Annotated in this window: 13 protein-coding genes; 5 read left to right on the forward strand and 8 right to left on the reverse strand. The window is 45.4% G+C overall.

Going from position 1 to position 15,582, the window contains the following annotated elements:
- Nucleotides 1-133: 133 nt before the first annotated feature.
- The 7 genes from AB4329_RS14710 to lptM form a co-directional block, all read right to left on the reverse strand.
- Nucleotides 134-2,632, reverse strand: coding sequence for an EAL domain-containing protein (locus AB4329_RS14710; RefSeq protein WP_017061017.1), 2,499 nt, complete (start codon nucleotides 2,630-2,632; stop codon nucleotides 134-136).
- A 168-nt stretch (nucleotides 2,633-2,800) separates the two neighbouring features.
- Nucleotides 2,801-3,517 carry a 5-amino-6-(5-phospho-D-ribitylamino)uracil phosphatase YigB gene (gene yigB / locus AB4329_RS14715; protein WP_371725446.1) on the reverse strand — a complete coding sequence of 239 codons (717 nt, stop codon included), beginning with the start codon at nucleotides 3,515-3,517 and terminating at the stop codon, nucleotides 2,801-2,803.
- Nucleotides 3,518-3,532: 15 nt separating this feature from the next.
- A complete protein-coding gene (gene xerC / locus AB4329_RS14720) occupies nucleotides 3,533-4,465 on the reverse strand; it encodes a tyrosine recombinase XerC (protein ID WP_017061015.1) in 933 nt (310 codons plus the stop codon).
- Nucleotides 4,434-5,132, reverse strand: coding sequence for a DUF484 family protein (locus tag AB4329_RS14725; protein ID WP_017061014.1), 699 nt, complete (start codon nucleotides 5,130-5,132; stop codon nucleotides 4,434-4,436). Before AB4329_RS14725 ends, xerC begins: the two co-directional genes overlap by 32 nt.
- 44 nt (nucleotides 5,133-5,176) lie before the next feature.
- On the reverse strand, nucleotides 5,177-6,007 hold the full coding sequence (dapF, locus tag AB4329_RS14730; protein ID WP_017061013.1) for a diaminopimelate epimerase: 831 nt from the start codon (nucleotides 6,005-6,007) through the stop codon (nucleotides 5,177-5,179).
- Nucleotides 6,008-6,018: 11 nt separating this feature from the next.
- Nucleotides 6,019-7,272, reverse strand: a complete 1,254-nt coding sequence (lysA, locus tag AB4329_RS14735; RefSeq protein WP_017061012.1) for a diaminopimelate decarboxylase — start codon at nucleotides 7,270-7,272, stop codon at nucleotides 6,019-6,021.
- A gap of 42 nt (nucleotides 7,273-7,314) precedes the next feature.
- On the reverse strand, nucleotides 7,315-7,431 hold the full coding sequence (gene lptM / locus AB4329_RS22520) for an LPS translocon maturation chaperone LptM (RefSeq protein WP_017063757.1): 117 nt from the start codon (nucleotides 7,429-7,431) through the stop codon (nucleotides 7,315-7,317).
- 75 nt (nucleotides 7,432-7,506) lie between these two features.
- On the opposite strand from lptM, the gene cyaY reads away from it, so the two are divergent.
- Nucleotides 7,507-7,821 carry an iron donor protein CyaY gene (cyaY, locus tag AB4329_RS14745; protein ID WP_017061010.1) on the forward strand — a complete coding sequence of 105 codons (315 nt, stop codon included), beginning with the start codon at nucleotides 7,507-7,509 and terminating at the stop codon, nucleotides 7,819-7,821.
- A gap of 72 nt (nucleotides 7,822-7,893) precedes the next feature.
- On the opposite strand, the gene AB4329_RS14750 is transcribed toward cyaY, so the two are convergent.
- Entirely contained in the window at nucleotides 7,894-10,422 is a 2,529-nt protein-coding gene (locus AB4329_RS14750) for a class I adenylate cyclase (protein ID WP_017063755.1), read from the reverse strand.
- 344 nt (nucleotides 10,423-10,766) lie between these two features.
- Between AB4329_RS14750 and hemC the strand changes: the two genes are divergently transcribed.
- The 4 genes from hemC to AB4329_RS14770 are packed head-to-tail and all read left to right on the forward strand — an operon-like array spanning nucleotide 10,767 to nucleotide 14,863.
- The gene (hemC, locus tag AB4329_RS14755) at nucleotides 10,767-11,705 is read left to right on the forward strand and encodes a hydroxymethylbilane synthase (protein ID WP_017061008.1); all 939 of its coding nucleotides are present in this window, start codon (nucleotides 10,767-10,769) and stop codon (nucleotides 11,703-11,705) included.
- 2 nt (nucleotides 11,706-11,707) lie between these two features.
- Nucleotides 11,708-12,436: a uroporphyrinogen-III synthase gene (locus AB4329_RS14760; RefSeq protein WP_017061007.1), complete on the forward strand. Its 729-nt coding sequence runs from the start codon at nucleotides 11,708-11,710 to the stop codon at nucleotides 12,434-12,436.
- A gap of 19 nt (nucleotides 12,437-12,455) precedes the next feature.
- The gene (locus AB4329_RS14765; protein WP_065584265.1) at nucleotides 12,456-13,682 is read left to right on the forward strand and encodes a uroporphyrinogen-III C-methyltransferase; all 1,227 of its coding nucleotides are present in this window, start codon (nucleotides 12,456-12,458) and stop codon (nucleotides 13,680-13,682) included.
- Nucleotides 13,682-14,863 (forward strand): heme biosynthesis protein HemY, encoded by a 1,182-nt coding sequence (locus AB4329_RS14770; RefSeq protein WP_017063752.1) that lies wholly within the window; start codon nucleotides 13,682-13,684, stop codon nucleotides 14,861-14,863. The genes AB4329_RS14765 and AB4329_RS14770 overlap by 1 nt, the downstream gene beginning before the upstream one ends.
- Nucleotides 14,864-15,582: the final 719 nt, after the last annotated feature.

The following is a 15,582-nucleotide window of genomic DNA, read 5'->3' on the forward strand; positions in this document are numbered from 1 at the left end:
ACGGAATACTTGCGATCGCGTTATGAATAATGTGACCTTAGTTAGACATCATTCATTCCGCCAAAAAGCAGTCATTAATGGCGGCGCAGTACTTTTATAGCCAGTCGTTACACAATGCGGGAAGCTTTAACTGCTAAAACAGTCGCTTAGGCTCACCGAAGTAGTAACCCTGCAGATAATCGACACCCATTTGCTCTGCTATCTCACAAACCTGTTGGTTATGGACAAATTCAGCGACCGTTTTGGCATTGAACACTTGGCACAAACGAATCAACTGAGAGGCTATGTTTCTTTGTTTTTGATCTTTGTCGATATTACGAATCAAGCTACCGTCGAGCTTAATGATCTGTGGCTCAAGCTTAATGATTTCCTCGATGTTGGAGTAACCAGAGCCAAAGTCATCAACAATGATTCTCGCCCCGAGAGCACGGAAGTGATCACACACCTCAATCATGCGACCATAATCTTTAATCTGCTCAGACTCGAGAACCTCTAGGCCAAGTCGAGTGGGATCGTTCATAGCACTGATGGCGGTCTCGAGCACCTCAAGCGTCTTGTCGCTCAACAAATCTTGCGGGGATAGGTTGATAGAAAATGGGCTTTGCTTATCCGCCATATAACCTATGGTGTTCTTAATCATGTGTCGGCTGAGGCGAGTGTAAAGGTGCGTGTCGGCAATGATAGGTAAGAACTTACCTGGTGGCACAATGGTACCGTCTGACTCCATGATTCTGACCAAGCACTCTTGGCCAATCATTTCGTGCGTAACCGACTCCACAATCGGCTGGGAATAGGTGATGATGTTCTGATCTAGAATCGCACGACTTACACAACTCAACCAACCGAGTTGCTCTTTGCGGTCCTCTTCGCTCACCTGAATATCTTTGGCATTGGTGATGTGGGTATTGTTACGTACTCCATAGCGTCGAGCTTCGATCGCTTTCAATAAGATCTGGTCACCACTGTCGGTTAAGAAGTCACAACGACTAGCAAAGCCGCCACACAGAGAAACTGACAGGTAATCAATATCAGCCAAACCATATGGCTCAAAATTTATGTGTTCGATGTCATCGGCGAACTCAACGAAACCTTCTTTTATTTTCGTACTACCAACACTAGCATTGAAGATAATCGCCCACTCTCCAACACCAATACTGAATAGCTCTACCTTCACGCGAGGCTCTTTAACCACACGAAGCTGTAATCGCTCGATAAAGTGATTAGACAGATCGAGTAGCAGCTGATCCCCCACTTGATAACCATACTTCTCGTTAACCTGATGGAAGTTGGTTAGCTTTAAGGTCAGCAGATGTTCACTGAACAGAATCGTATTGAGGCGCTCTTTCAGTACGATACGGTTCGGCAAACCAGTACGCGAGTCAATGCGATAGCTTTCGGTTAAGCGACGCGCTTGTTGATGGAGTTTCTTTTCCATCTGAGTATTCATACTGTCGAGATCAGCGACTGCATTTCTGACTAGGTTAAGCAATGGCGACACGGTTGAGCCACACTGAAAGTCTTCGCAATGAAACTCTTTAATCTCGTCAGACTCGCGCATAGCGATATAAGTCAAGCTGTGGTGCAGTATCTCTTGGCGGTCTTCATTACGGTATAGCTCCCCCATGCAGTAGGCACCACATGTATTCACTATCCCTTCAAATGGCTTGAGCTCAAGTTTACTGTCGATAAATTCAAGTCGAGATACGCAGTTATAAATGATCACCGATTCAGGCTGATGCATGGCTAGCATCTCGGCACCGTGGTGCACCTTTTCTGCAGTGAGCGATGGGTGGTTATAACAAAACTGCGCCTCTTCACCGACATGCCAAGGGCTATCAAACTCAATACTGCCATCATCATTAATACGTAGCGGCGTCGAGATACCCTTCTTTCTGCCAAGTTCTCGATAAAGTGGAAAGCTCATCAGTTGACTAAAAGGAAGGTCTTTGCCATCCGCAAGGTAATGTTTGAATACTTCAATAGCCGGCTTGTCGTTCAATGCGTATAAGCGATTTCCGATTGCGTGTGTGACTCGTAGCTTCATCCCAATCGGGTTCCACTCAGAGTACGCGTCCGACCAAACCTTCAATCTTGGGTTAGTCAGAGCCACAGCAACACAGGCGTGCTGGTAGGTTTGCTCGTTATACATAACCCAACGGCCAAATTCATTCTCATGGCACAGTCCACCAGCTATCGGCAAGGCGTAAGGCAAATTTTCAAAAGCGCTATAAATAGGATAATCACGCCCTTCAACCTGATCGCACAAGCTGATGACCGTTTTGGTTTCTTCTGTAAGGCGCAGCTGAAAAGCTAAGTCTTGGCTGTCTTGATTTGGATTGCCGGAAAAAGGCTGGACCGCAGAGGTTAGATGGGTTTCGTTGAACTCACTGATGATGACTAAGGTGCATGCACTTTCAAGGCAATTATCACAGATAACATGACGAGCACTCTGGCCAATTAGCGTCGCATTATTTAAACGATTGAGGGCAACACCCGCGATTTGACGAGCTAGATCTGAAGATTGAGCTGAGAAAATTTGAATAAGGTACTGTTTGCTGTCACACCATTCTCGCTGATCAAATTGAGCTCTAAATAACGCCTCAGTATTTGCGAGAAATGTAAATGTTTGCATGCCAACCCTTGTTCAAAATCGAGTGAAGTAACAACCCGCAACCACTGCTATGACTGAAATGAATCGATAAAAAGTAGTCGCCAATTATCCTAGCCTAATCAGGCTTTTATAGGCGACTAATGTAACAATTCAATAGCATAAATGCGACACAATAAGCTTACCGAGCCATTAAATTAGTCGCATAAGATCGCTAAGTTGGTCTATTTCAACATCAGGGAGCACACTCGCCTTCGGGGAGCGGTATAAATTGGAACCAGTGTCATTAAACCAGCACGCTTGGAAGCCATTTTGCTTGGCTCCATAGACATCCGTTTTGAGGTGATCGCCAACATGAAGAATATTCTCAGCGTCACAACCTAGGTGTTGCTGAGCTTTTTCAAACATATCTGGATAGGGTTTTGCTCTGCCATCAGGGCCGGCTTTAAGGATTAATTGAAAGTACAGCCCTAAGCCAATTTTGTGTGGATCGACATTGCCATTGGTAATCGCAACCAGAGGTATACGTTGGCTAAGTTCAGTCATCACTCGATGCGTTTCTTGAGGGACATCGACTTGATTACGCAACCACAAGGCATGCTCAATGCCCTCTCGAGCCGCTTGCTCTGCTTGCTGCAGAGAGTAACCCAATTGCAGCAAACCACTCTTAATCTGAGTTTCACGCCACACGGTGACATCATGTTTCAAAGCTGGGTTTTCAGATGCGACTTGCTGCTTAATGCCCTGCCACTCTTCAAGCGATAAAGAAGCCGACACTGAGTGCTTTTGATAAAGCCACTGTGCCATCTCTTTCTCAACCTTCATGATCACAGGCCAGTTGTCATACAGGGTGTCATCCAAGTCAAAGGTCATGGCTTTGATGGGCTTTAACCCTCGATAAATTCGCATAGTAAACCCTTTAATCTAATCTTTATTCTTCTTACGAGCTCTCGGGTGAGCCTGATCATAAGCTTGTGCTAAGTGTTGGAAATCTAAGTGGGTATACACTTGGGTCGTCGAGATGTTTTCATGGCCAAGCAACTCTTGCACAGCACGAAGATTTTGGCTCGATTCCAGCACATGCGTTGCAAAGGAGTGACGCAGTTTATGCGGGCTGATGTGGCTCGCGACAGATTGCTTCTTGCCCCACTCTTCCATGCGCTTTTGCACGCTGCGGTGAGAGATACGAGTCCCGAGCTTAGAGACAAACAGCGCGGTTTCACCCGGTGAAGCCAATTCACCACGAACTTTGAGCCATTTATCGACCCACTCTTTAGCTAAACCAGAAAAAGGCGCTTTGCGTTCTTTGTCGCCTTTACCAATCACTCGGATTTCGCCTTGTCGACCCAACACATCTTTCAGATTGATGCCGACCAGTTCTGCCAGTCGTAATCCAGCACCATACATCACCTCCATCATCGCTCGATCACGAATCGACAATGGATCGTCCTCATTCACATCAAGCAGTTGACCCACTTCATCAACATCGAGGTTTTTAGGCAAAGGGCGTTGTTTGCGAGGTGCAGAGACACCTTTGGCTGGATTGGCGGTCATTTCGCCACGCAACACAAGGAAATCAAAGAAGCTGCGCAGTGACGATAAGCGCGTTGCAATGCTGCTCGCTTTCATTCCCTCACGCATGCCTTTACTGGCCAGTTGTCTGACCCACGCCGCATCGACTTGACCCCAATCCTTTAGCCCTAGAGTGACTAAATGACCGGCCATGGTTTCAAGTTGTTGTTTGTAATTACGTTGGGTGTGTAGGCTGAGTCCCTTCTCGCTTCGGAGATATTCATAGAAGCGAGAAAGTGGCTTTTGAAGGCTGTTAGGAAGAGGTATTTTGGGCTCTAGGCTCATTATTTATCTGCCAAGGTAAGGTGTCCGCCAAATGAGCGACAACAAGTGCTAAATGGCGTAAAAAGAGCGTATCCATATGGGGTTGGAAATGTCCGCCATCTTCACTAGAAAAGGCGAGCAAACCCAATGGAGACTGCTTAGCAAGCGGTAGTACTACATAAGAGCCTAGCTCTGGAACTGGATAATCACCAAACAAATCGTGTCTGTCGGCTTTTCTCAAGCGTCCAAGATAAGCATCTTTGCCATTGAAATGGTTAAGCGAAAACTTAGAGTAACCCTCAGCACTCAACTGATAAAAGCCAGATTGCGAAAGAATACGAACATGAGCCTTAAGCCCAAGATCTAACGCTTTTTGTTCAACGGCTTTTATCACCTGCATGAAGTCACTGCATTTCAGCACTTGCGCTTGCAGATCCATAAACTCATAGAAGGTTTTATCGTTATTTGCTGCCAACGACATCAAGCCAGTGATCTCTTCTTCAAGCTCTTCGATTCGATGACGTTGGCGTTTAAGCTGAACCTCAACCAGAGAAACAGCGCCCTGCTCAACGTTATTGATAGCAAGGCGATCAACCAAATCTTTTCGGTCTTGGAAAAAATCTGGGTTATCACGTAAATATTCCGCGACCACTTCTGCGGTGAGTGCGTCGGCTTCAACGTAAGACAAAACCTATCCTTTATTTTTATGAATATATTTGTTTTGGGTCGTTATTAGCAAGAAAGTTGACCATCAAACACATGCGTTGCAGGGCCGGTCATAAACAGAGGTTTACCCGGGCCTTGCCAGCTAATGTGTAAGTCACCGCCTGGTAGACGAACCTTCACATTCTCAGCCAGTAAGCCTTGAGTGATACCCACTGCAACTGCGCCACACGCTCCGCTGCCACATGCCTGAGTTTCACCCGCGCCGCGTTCGTAAACACGTAGACGAACTTCTTCACGGTTAACGACCTGCATAAAGCCAGCATTAACACGCTCAGGGAAACGTTCATGTGATTCAAGTAGTGGGCCTAAGGTGTCCACATCAGCCGTGTCGACGTCATCAACCACGGTAACCACATGTGGGTTACCCATGCTTACCGCACCACAGAATAAGGTGTGTACATCCGTTCTTAGGATATACGTCTTCTCTGGCTGCTTGGCCTTGAATGGAATCTTGCCGGGTTCGAACTCAGGAATGCCCATGTTCACCGTGATCAGGTCATTCTCTTCAATCTTGAGAACCATTTTACCTTTCTTGGTACTCACGTTGATGCTGTACTTATTCGTTAAGCCTTTCATGCGAACGAATCGTGCAAAACAACGTGCACCATTGCCACACTGCTCCACTTCACTGCCATCCGCATTGAATATGCGGTAATGGAAATCAGTTTCTGGATCATAGGGAGCCTCAACCACAAGTAGCTGATCAAAGCCCACGCCAGTGTGACGATCCGCCAAACGACGGATCAAATCTGGAGAAAAGAAAATATTTTGAGTAATGCAGTCCACGACCATGAAATCATTGCCCAAACCATGCATTTTAGAAAAGTGGAAGTGCATAACGCTTAAAATTACTCCGGAAGAATGTTTTCAAGTTCCCACAGACTCGTAAGCTCTTCACGCTGACGAACCAAGTGAGTTTTATCGCCATCCACCATCACTTCAGCCGCACGCGAACGAGTGTTGTAGTTAGATGACATCGCGAAGCCATAAGCACCCGCTGAACGAACTGCTAGCAGATCACCTTCTTCAAGAACAAGGTCACGATCTTTACCTAGGAAATCGCCTGTCTCACAGATTGGGCCAACCAAATCGTAAGTCACAGCTTCACCCTGACGAGGGCTAACAGGAACAATATCCTGCCAAGCTTGATAAAGTGCTGGGCGCATTAGGTCGTTCATTGCTGCATCGATGATGGCAAAGTTCTTGTGCTCTGTTGGCTTGAGGAACTCGACTTTCGTTAATAATACACCAGCGTTAGCAGCAATCGCTCTTCCAGGCTCGAAAATCAGCTCTAGATCAGAATGATTGTCTAGGCGAGCCAATAAGGCTTTCGCGTAGTCAGAAGGCTGTGGTGGTAATTCATCACGATAAACCACACCCAAACCGCCACCGACATCAAGGTGTTTGATGTTGATACCGTTAGCACGTAGCTGGTCGATCAGCGCAAGCAGGCGATCGGTTGCATCGATGAAAGGTTCGATATCCGTTAACTGAGAACCAATGTGGCAATCAATACCATGGATAGACAAGTTATCGAGTGTTTTTGCAAACTCATAGACAGCAGGAGCACGGTCGAAAGCGATACCAAACTTGTTATCACGCAGACCAGTAGAGATATAAGGGTGAGTGTTCGCATCAACGTCTGGGTTGATACGCAGTGAAATCGGCGCTTTAACACCAAGCTCACCAGCTACTTTATTCAGTCGCTCTAGTTCTGGTTCAGACTCTACGTTGAAACACTTAATGTTCAACTCAAGCGCACGCTTCATTTCAGCGGCTGTTTTACCGACACCAGAGAATACAACTTTTGCTGGATCGCCACCGGCAGCAACCACACGCTCTAGCTCACCGCCAGAAACGATATCGAAGCCAGAGCCCAAACGAGCCAAAGTATTCAACACGCCAAGGTTTGAGTTAGCTTTAACGGCATAACACACCAAGTGCGGATGCTCACCAACCGATGAATCAAACGCATTCCAGTGGCGTTCTAATGTTGCACGAGAATATACATACAGCGGTGTACCATATTGCTCTGCTAGTTGTGAAAGTGCGACGTCCTCAGCCCAAAGCTGGCCATCTTCCTGATAGTTGAAGTAATCCAAAGTTCTTATCCCTTATAAATAACGATTTCTGCGTGTTTTCACTTATTGTGATTGTTCGGTTTGCTGAACTTCATCAGGATCGTACAAAGGACCCGTTTGACCACAACCAGAAAGTCCAATAACGGACATCATAAATAGAGCAGCAATTAATTTTTTCATTTTGCATATCGTGATTATTAACTCAATGCCCCCTATAATCGCACCACACTCAGGAAAAGCAATAGGATAGAAAGGATGAACGAGACTGAATTTCATCAGCTGGTCGATATACAGATGCAAAACATCGAAGAAGCTATCGATGAATCAGAGGCAGATATTGATTACGAAGTGACTGGTAACGTGATGACGCTGGAGTTTGAGAACCGCAGCCAAATCATCATTAACCGCCAAGAACCAATGAAAGAAATCTGGTTAGCGTCTAAATCTGGTGGCTTTCACTTCAAGCTAGTTGACGACAAGTGGACATGTTCAAAGACGGGCATGGAGCTGTTTGAGATGGTTAAAGAAGAATGCGTGAAGCACGCAGGTGAAGCGATCGATTGGGTCTAATCATTTGTAAGCAAAACTAAAAAGGAGTGAATCAATCACTCCTTTTTTTAAAATCAATCGGGCTTAGTAAGACTAGATGTTAACTATCTTTGAGCTCCGAGAAGCTAAAGTTGCATCGTTACGATAAGGCACAACGTAAGAATTGCCTTCTTCAGGATGAACGATTTGGTAGTACTGAGGTAGGTTAAAGTTAATCAACTTAGACGACATCTTCGACTCATCTTTTACCGATGTGTAGAAAGAATTCACGCTCGCGATCATCTCATCTTTTTCACCGCTGTACTGGTGGTAGACCTCAACTTGGTTCGACTCGTCCAATACATAAATATTGAAGCCTTTGTCGGTATCTTCGAAAAAGAACTGAATCAAGCCCTCACTCGCAAAACCATCCACCACTTCTGGTAGCTGATACTCTTGCTCTTTATCGAGCATCAGTAAAGGTGAGCCTTTGAGCTTATTGGTTGAGATGCTACGGTAGAAATCGACCGAGTTTTCCAACATCTGTACCGACACACCACGACGTTCGAAGAACAGACCAAACATCTTATTAGCTAAACGAATAGCCTTAAAGCGGCGGCGCTTCTCGGGTTCAATCGGTTTCAATCGTAAATCGATACACTCAGCAAGCAGTTGATACACCATGTTACGCATCACACCACGCAGGTTTTTGCTGTAACAGAACACATCAACCGATTCTGGCGGTAAAGCATCTTGGTGCATTTTGCCAAGTACCGTCTTCAGCGCATCCAGCATTGCCGTATCACCTTGGAAATGCAGCGTACGTACTTCATGCCAAGAGTTACGATAAACTAAGTCGACACTGCCGACTAAGCTCTTACCTTCCTCACCAAAGCTGAAGATATCGGCGTTCTTGAGGTCCACTTTTAATGCACGACCACTTAATTCAGACGTCGGGTCATTTTCAAAGTTGATGAACATCGCTAGCTGGCTTATCTCACACGGGCTCGCCAGTGCTTGCATACTTGGGCGACGCTTACGCAAAGAAAACGTATTACGCAGGTCGCTCACCATTTGATAGAACTTATCGATATCGATGTGAGCGTCACGTACCACAGAGTGCAAACGTGTCGACTCGGTAATCAAGCCATTAAAAAACGACCATGCTACCAACTTACTCAAGTACTCATGGTGCTCTAGAGAAGGCTGACCAAGAATGCGGTGTGCAACCAGTGGCTGCTTATACAAGTACCAACCTGCTTTATTCGACTGACCCTGACGAACTTCGATGAAGCTCAAGTCGGGTTCATGCAGATCCGGAGAGATTTGTGGGTTCAGCAGTGTCACTTTACCTGGCAATACCTCAAACGCAGCGTAAAGCTTACGTGCCAAGATACTGATATCTTGTGGGCTGATTGCCGAAGTGATGTCGTTACGACGCGCAAATTGAATCAGATTACGGTAGCTCAGCATCAAGGCATCAAGCAGTGCATGGTGCACCACTTTAACCTGCTCAACCTTCCAGTTACGGCGGTTATCGAGCTCAGCAATGGTTTCATGTCCCCAATTCCAAGACTTAGTCATCTCAGTCAAGGCTTCACGACGCCACGCAACAGAACCAATGCCCGCATCTCGTGACAGCTTCTCGTGGGTCTTAAGATAAAAACAGCGTCTTACCAAGTCCAATCGAGTGTGGTCGTTAATGCGTTCTAGATAGCGCGTTACCTTTTCAAGCATCAGATAGTAGCTATCCATGCCATACAGATCCGGTTCATCCGCAAAGAAGCGGCGCTTGGTATCAATACTCAGCAGTTGGGTGTTTGGGTATTCCCACGAATAGGCCTCTAACAGGATCGCCTTCAAAACCGATTTATACGGTGAGTCGATACTCTTATAGAGCTGCCACAGGTTTGAACCAAAGTACTCTTCAGCGGGAATACGATTCAGCTTGCCGAAATCGATCCACTGCGAGCAATCAAGATAACCATCCTGACACAAACCTTGAACATACTCGTCGTAACACTCTTCCATTTCTGGCGGAATGATTTGCCACAACAAACGCTGACCAGCTAAACGAACCGCAGAGCGATAGAACTCATCAAGCAATAATAAATGCTGTGAAGAACCACAGTTATCGCCTGTCATCTCTTCTGAATGGTTCGAACGGAAACGCTCTTCATCCATCAAGAAGAAGTTCGCTTCAACCCCTAAGGTTTCAGCCCAATCAGTAATCAAGAGACACTTGTTGGTTAGGCTATCGCGAGATGCGCCATCCATATCCGGGGAAACACACACCCAGATATCAAGATCACTTGAAGTGCTTTGACCAATAGAAGAAGTACTACCCATGGTGTACAAGCCAAGGATTGCAGGTTCATCAGCTTCGGTGAGTTTGCCACCCAGCGTTAATTCGGTATCAGAGACAAATTGCTTTTGGAATTCATTAAGCGTGAAGCTACGAATTCCAAAAGGAACTTGTTGGTCATAATAACCAGGCATCATCGGGTGATTGAAGTGAAGCAGTGCGGGAATAAGGTTGAATACTCGCTGGCCTTGCACATTCATCAACGCCAACGCACGATCAATGCGCTGCTGATTTAGATTGTCTAATCGTTGAATCAAAGTTTGAGTGTAAGCCTGCAAGGTAAGTCCTTGGTTTGAGGTTAAGTGCAGTTCTGTTTAGTTACTGAACGAAAGGAGCAACAAAACGTGATCAATTTAACACTTTTACCCTTAATGGTAAAGCAAAGGAACCCGTCATACTGGTCAATTCCTTGATGACAGAAAGTTAAACTCACGGCGTCGTAGTGTCCTCTTTATTGACTATTTCTAATAATAGCCCATGTTTCAAATGAGATACCAATCACACTATTTTGGTGAACTCATGAAAATCTCTCAGCTATCAAAGTATGGAATGATCAAACAGTAAGAATTCTCGCCTCATAATGGTAGGATTAGGCTATTACAGAACCTATATCGGAAACACCATGACAAATTCAGCACCAATCCGTATCGCGACCAGAAAAAGCCCTCTTGCCCTTTGGCAGGCATACTTTGTAAGGGATGCACTGCAAGCTGCTCACCCTGGTTTAGAGGTTGAGTTGGTAACTATGGTGACCAAAGGTGACATCATCCTAGACACTCCGCTTGCTAAAGTGGGTGGTAAAGGACTGTTCGTTAAAGAACTTGAAGTAGCCATGCTAGAAGGTCGTGCTGACCTAGCCGTTCACTCAATGAAAGATGTACCTGTCGACTTCCCTGAAGGTCTAGGTCTGGTAACAATTTGTGAGCGCGAAGATCCGCGTGACGCTTTCGTATCAAACACTTACAACAACATCGACGAACTCCCACAAGGTGCTGTCGTGGGTACGTGCAGTCTGCGTCGCCAATGCCAACTGTTAGAATACCGCCCAGATCTGATCATCAAAGAGCTGCGCGGCAACGTTGGTACTCGTCTAGGTAAACTCGATGATGGTCAATACGATGCGATCGTACTGGCTGCTGCAGGTCTTAAACGTCTAGAGCTAGAAGAGCGTATTCGTAGCTTCATCGAACCAGAGCAGTCTCTCCCTGCTGTTGGCCAAGGCGCTGTTGGTATTGAGTGTCGCCTTGATGACGAGCGTCTGATTAAACTCCTTGAACCACTGAATCATAAAGACACGGCTGATCGTGTACTGTGCGAACGTGCAATGAACCTTACCCTAGAAGGTGGCTGTCAGGTTCCTATCGGCAGCTACTCATTATTAGATGGCGAAAACATCTGGCTACGTGCATTAGTTGGTGAACCGGACGGTTCTAAGATGGTTCGTGGTGAGATCTCTGGCCCTCGCAAAGATGCAGAAGCACTTGGCGTGACTCTGGCAAATCAATTGCTGGATGATGGCGCGAGAGAAATCTTAACCAAGCTCTACGTTGACCAAGAATAATCATGACAGTGTTGGTGACTCGTCCCGGTTCAGAGGGACAATCGCTTTGCCAACAACTAGCGGATGAAGGGGTTCAAGCAATCCATCATCCGCTGATTCGTATCGTGGATAATCCCAACTCTGCGGATTTAAGCACCCAGCTTAATAACAGCGATATCATTATTGCAGTCAGTCACCACGCCGTGGCGGCTGCCCAAAGCATCCTTTCAAAAACCTCATCCATTTGGCCTACTTCGCCGCTTTATCTTGGCGTTGGTCAAAAAACTGCGCACGTTTTAAGCAAAGTCTGTAAACAAAAAGTAAACTATCCTCAAGTTAGTGATAGTGAACATCTTCTTAAACTTACTGAACTTAATGGCGTAGAAAATAAGTCCATTTTGATACTACGTGGCAATGGTGGGCGTGAGCTCATTAGGGATTCTCTACTCAATCGAGGTGCACAAGTCTCTTATTGTGAGACCTACCGTAGAGAATATATTCCTATTAGCGACCACAATACCTATCAAACATGGATAAACAAAAAAACGTCCAAAGTTGTCATCACTAGTCAGGAACAATTGGAGTATCTCTGCTCAATTACCCCTGATGAGTATTTGGCTTGGCTTTCAACAAGACATCTATTTGTCCCAAGCCAGCGCATTGTAGAACGAGCACAACAACTCGGCTTCTCGAATGTGACCAATACTCACAGTGCTACGAACCAAATATTACTGGCTGCTCTCCGGCCCTAGCTAGAAACAGGAAATAAGCATGACAAGCAAAAAAAATAATGAGCATATTGAACCTGAAAAGAAACAAGATACTCAGCCAGTAGTTGTTGAAAACGAAAAAGCTGACTCTACAGAGACAAAACAACCTGAACAGAAGCTTGATGCCTCTGCTTCAAATACCGCTAAAAATGAGCAGCCTCAAGCTGAGCATAAAGAGCAAATAGAGAAAGCAGAAAAGCAAGGTAAGCGCGGTGTCAAACTAGGCGCTATTGCGATCGCTATTTCAATTATCTTCAGTGGCGGTATCGCATTTCAAATGCAGCAAAAGAGCGCTGAATACTCGGCTCAAATAGCCGCTCTTCAAGCACAACTTCAAAATACCCAATCTGCGGTAAATAAAGACCTACAAACCATCAAGCAAGAGACTATCCAAGAAGCCTCACACGCGGTGGAGAAAACTCAGGTCGTGCAATCTCAACAGCAGAAGAGCATTCAAAGCCTGCAGTTAGCAGTGGCTGACGTGAAAGGTCGCCGCCCGAATGACTGGTTGCTTGCTGAAGCTGATTACCTTGTGAAACTAGCAGGACGTAAACTGTTCCTCGAGCATGATGCCGTTAGTGCAACCAAACTAATGGAAAGCGCCGATCAACGTATCGCCGCACTGAATGACCCAAGCTTGGTCTCTCTTCGTCAATCAATGACCAATGACATTACTAAGCTTCGCACTATTCCTCTTATCGACCGTGATGGCTTAGTTCTACGCATCACAAGCCTACAACAACAAGTCGATACGCTGCCGCTTGCCAATGCAATCCTGCCTGAGGCTGCCGCTGTTGAGAAAAAAGCCGTATCTCAAGATATTAATGACTGGCAGAACAACCTGATGACGTCGATGAAAGACTTTTCAGAAAACTTCATCACATTCCGTAGTCGTGATGGCGAAGTTATCCCTCTACTATCACCAGAACAGCACTTCTACCTTCGTGAAAACATCAAAGGTAAATTAGAAACCGCGATTCGCGCTGTCTACAAAGAACAAGGTGAACTCTATAGCGCAGCTCTTAATACCGCTAGCGAGTGGTCGAAAGCTTATCTAAACCAAGATAACAACTCAGTGATTGAATTTGAGAAAGCGATTAAACAGCTAAGTGAACAGAACATCTCTGTGAAATACCCTGTAAAGCTTGAATCTCAAAATGAGTTGTCAGATGTGATACGTGAGCGCCTACGTCGTGAAGTCACCGTTATGACCACGGAGGAAAAATAATGATTCGTTGGATTTTTCTTTTTCTCGTTCTAGGTGCTGGGTTAATTGTTGGTACTCAGTTCTCTGGTCAACAAGGCTACGTTCTGATCTCAATTGCGAATAAGACCATTGAGATGAGCGTGACAACACTGGTTATCTTCGTCATCGCTCTTCTAGCGGCTCTATTCGGCTTAGAGTACCTATTTAAAAAGCTTATGTACGCAAGCTCGACAACTTGGAATTGGTTCAGTGTTCGTAAGCTGAAGCGCTCTCGTCGTTATACCAATGAAGGCATCATCAAGCTGCTTGAAGGTGACTGGAAAGGCGCTGAGAAGAAAGTAACTCGCTGGGCTAATCATCACGACATGCCTCTACTTTGTTATTTAGTCGCTTCTCAAGCGGCACACGAGCAAGGTAATACAAGTGAGCGTGATAAGTACATCGAGCTTGCTAGCCAACAGGACGACTCTCTACTTGCGGTAGAGCTAACTAAAGCTAAACAGCAAATCAGCGAGTCAAACTACGAAGCTGCATTCGATACACTTTCTACCCTAAAAGGCACATACCCTAATAACACTGCTGTGCTTGGCCTGTTAAAAGCTACTTACTTGCAACTGAAGTTATGGCAGCCATTGCTAGAGTTAACGCCTAAATTAGTTAAGAATAAGCTTCTAACAGCTGATGAGCAACGTGAATTAGAACAGAAAGCACAATGTGGATTACTTCATGATGTAGCTCAACAACAAGGTAGCGAAGGTTTAATCAGTCATTGGAACAAGCTTTCAAGAAAGCAGAAACAAAGTTCGCACCTTGTATCTTGCTTTGTGAAGCAACTGATCGCTCGTAAAGCTGACTCAGAAGCGTTCACAGTGATCAAAGAGAACATTGCGAAGAGTGGTTCAAATGAGCTCTACATGTTGCTTCCAGAGCTGAACCTAGCCGATCACCACCCAGTAGTGGTCATGCTAGAACGTGCAATCAGTAAAGACAGTGGTAATGCCGAAGCACACAGCGCGTTGGCTCAGTTCTATCTAAGAGAGCAGAAGTGGGCGGAAGCACAAAGCCACTTTGAGAAAGCCCTAGCACTTCGTTCAAATGTTTCAGATTACGGATACCTATCTGACGCACTAGAGAAGCAAAACTTAACAAAAGCAGCTCACGAGGTTTCTCGTAAAGCGCTCGCTCTAGTTCAACCCGCTTAACTCTAAGCGACTCAAACTAAGCCGATGTCTAGCATCGGCTTTTTTGTATCTGCTATTTAACCCTAGATAACTTCTACAATAGCTATAAACCAAGCTCATCAAACACTTACCTGCCCAATACCAACTAACCATGAAATTGCTCAACTGGGCTTCTCAAACACACGGAGAACGACTTTAGTTGTGTCTGTACGTAGTTTTACCATTCTTATAAACAAGTCCTTATAAGAGGTTCGAGAGGAGTCATAGAGAAAAGTGATACCTTGAAGTTCAAGAACAAATGGAGATCAGCTTGAGAGAAGGCGCTTAAAGATATTTACCCGCCGACAGATGCCCACTTAAAGTCACGTTGAATTAACAATTAAATAGCCATCAACGTTCCAACTATAAACCGTTATAACCGGGGAGTTCACGTAACTGCCTGTAGATTAATCTATTAAGTAGAGGGAGATAGCAAGAGTTACCGACCAACAAAACCTTGTTATTAGAAACGAGGCATCTTTATCAGCCAGTTCAAATTAGTAGGAGATAGAGCTCTCAAGACGCTCAGGAAAAGTTAATCAACGAACCAATAGCCACAAGTATAAACTTACGTAATCAAGCGCTGCTAGAGAGAGCAGAGCTTAATAATAAGTGTCGGAATATCAGAGCTCGTGATCAACGTAAAGCGCCTCTACAAACTCTGAGACGAATAATAAGACTCATACCAATCCGGAAAATTA

The sequence above is a fragment of the Vibrio sp. 10N.261.54.A5 genome (genome assembly GCF_041471145.1).
Classification (GTDB): Bacteria; Pseudomonadota; Gammaproteobacteria; order Enterobacterales; family Vibrionaceae; genus Vibrio; species Vibrio crassostreae_C.

What these genes read in the sequence shown, in the direction of transcription:
- AB4329_RS14710 (WP_017061017.1), bottom strand. Translation starts at nt 2,632, where the DNA reads ATGCAAACATTTACATTTCTCGCAAATACTGAGGCGTTATTTAGAGCT.
- yigB (WP_371725446.1), bottom strand. Translation starts at nt 3,517, where the DNA reads ATGCGAATTTATCGAGGGTTAAAGCCCATCAAAGCCATGACCTTTGAC.
- xerC (WP_017061015.1), bottom strand. Translation starts at nt 4,465, where the DNA reads ATGAGCCTAGAGCCCAAAATACCTCTTCCTAACAGCCTTCAAAAGCCA.
- dapF (WP_017061013.1), bottom strand. Translation starts at nt 6,007, where the DNA reads ATGCACTTCCACTTTTCTAAAATGCATGGTTTGGGCAATGATTTCATG.
- lptM (WP_017063757.1), bottom strand. Translation starts at nt 7,431, where the DNA reads ATGAAAAAATTAATTGCTGCTCTATTTATGATGTCCGTTATTGGACTT.
- cyaY (WP_017061010.1), top strand. Translation starts at nt 7,507, where the DNA reads ATGAACGAGACTGAATTTCATCAGCTGGTCGATATACAGATGCAAAAC.
- hemC (WP_017061008.1), top strand. Translation starts at nt 10,767, where the DNA reads ATGACAAATTCAGCACCAATCCGTATCGCGACCAGAAAAAGCCCTCTT.
- AB4329_RS14760 (WP_017061007.1), top strand. Translation starts at nt 11,708, where the DNA reads ATGACAGTGTTGGTGACTCGTCCCGGTTCAGAGGGACAATCGCTTTGC.
- AB4329_RS14765 (WP_065584265.1), top strand. Translation starts at nt 12,456, where the DNA reads ATGACAAGCAAAAAAAATAATGAGCATATTGAACCTGAAAAGAAACAA.
- AB4329_RS14770 (WP_017063752.1), top strand. Translation starts at nt 13,682, where the DNA reads ATGATTCGTTGGATTTTTCTTTTTCTCGTTCTAGGTGCTGGGTTAATT.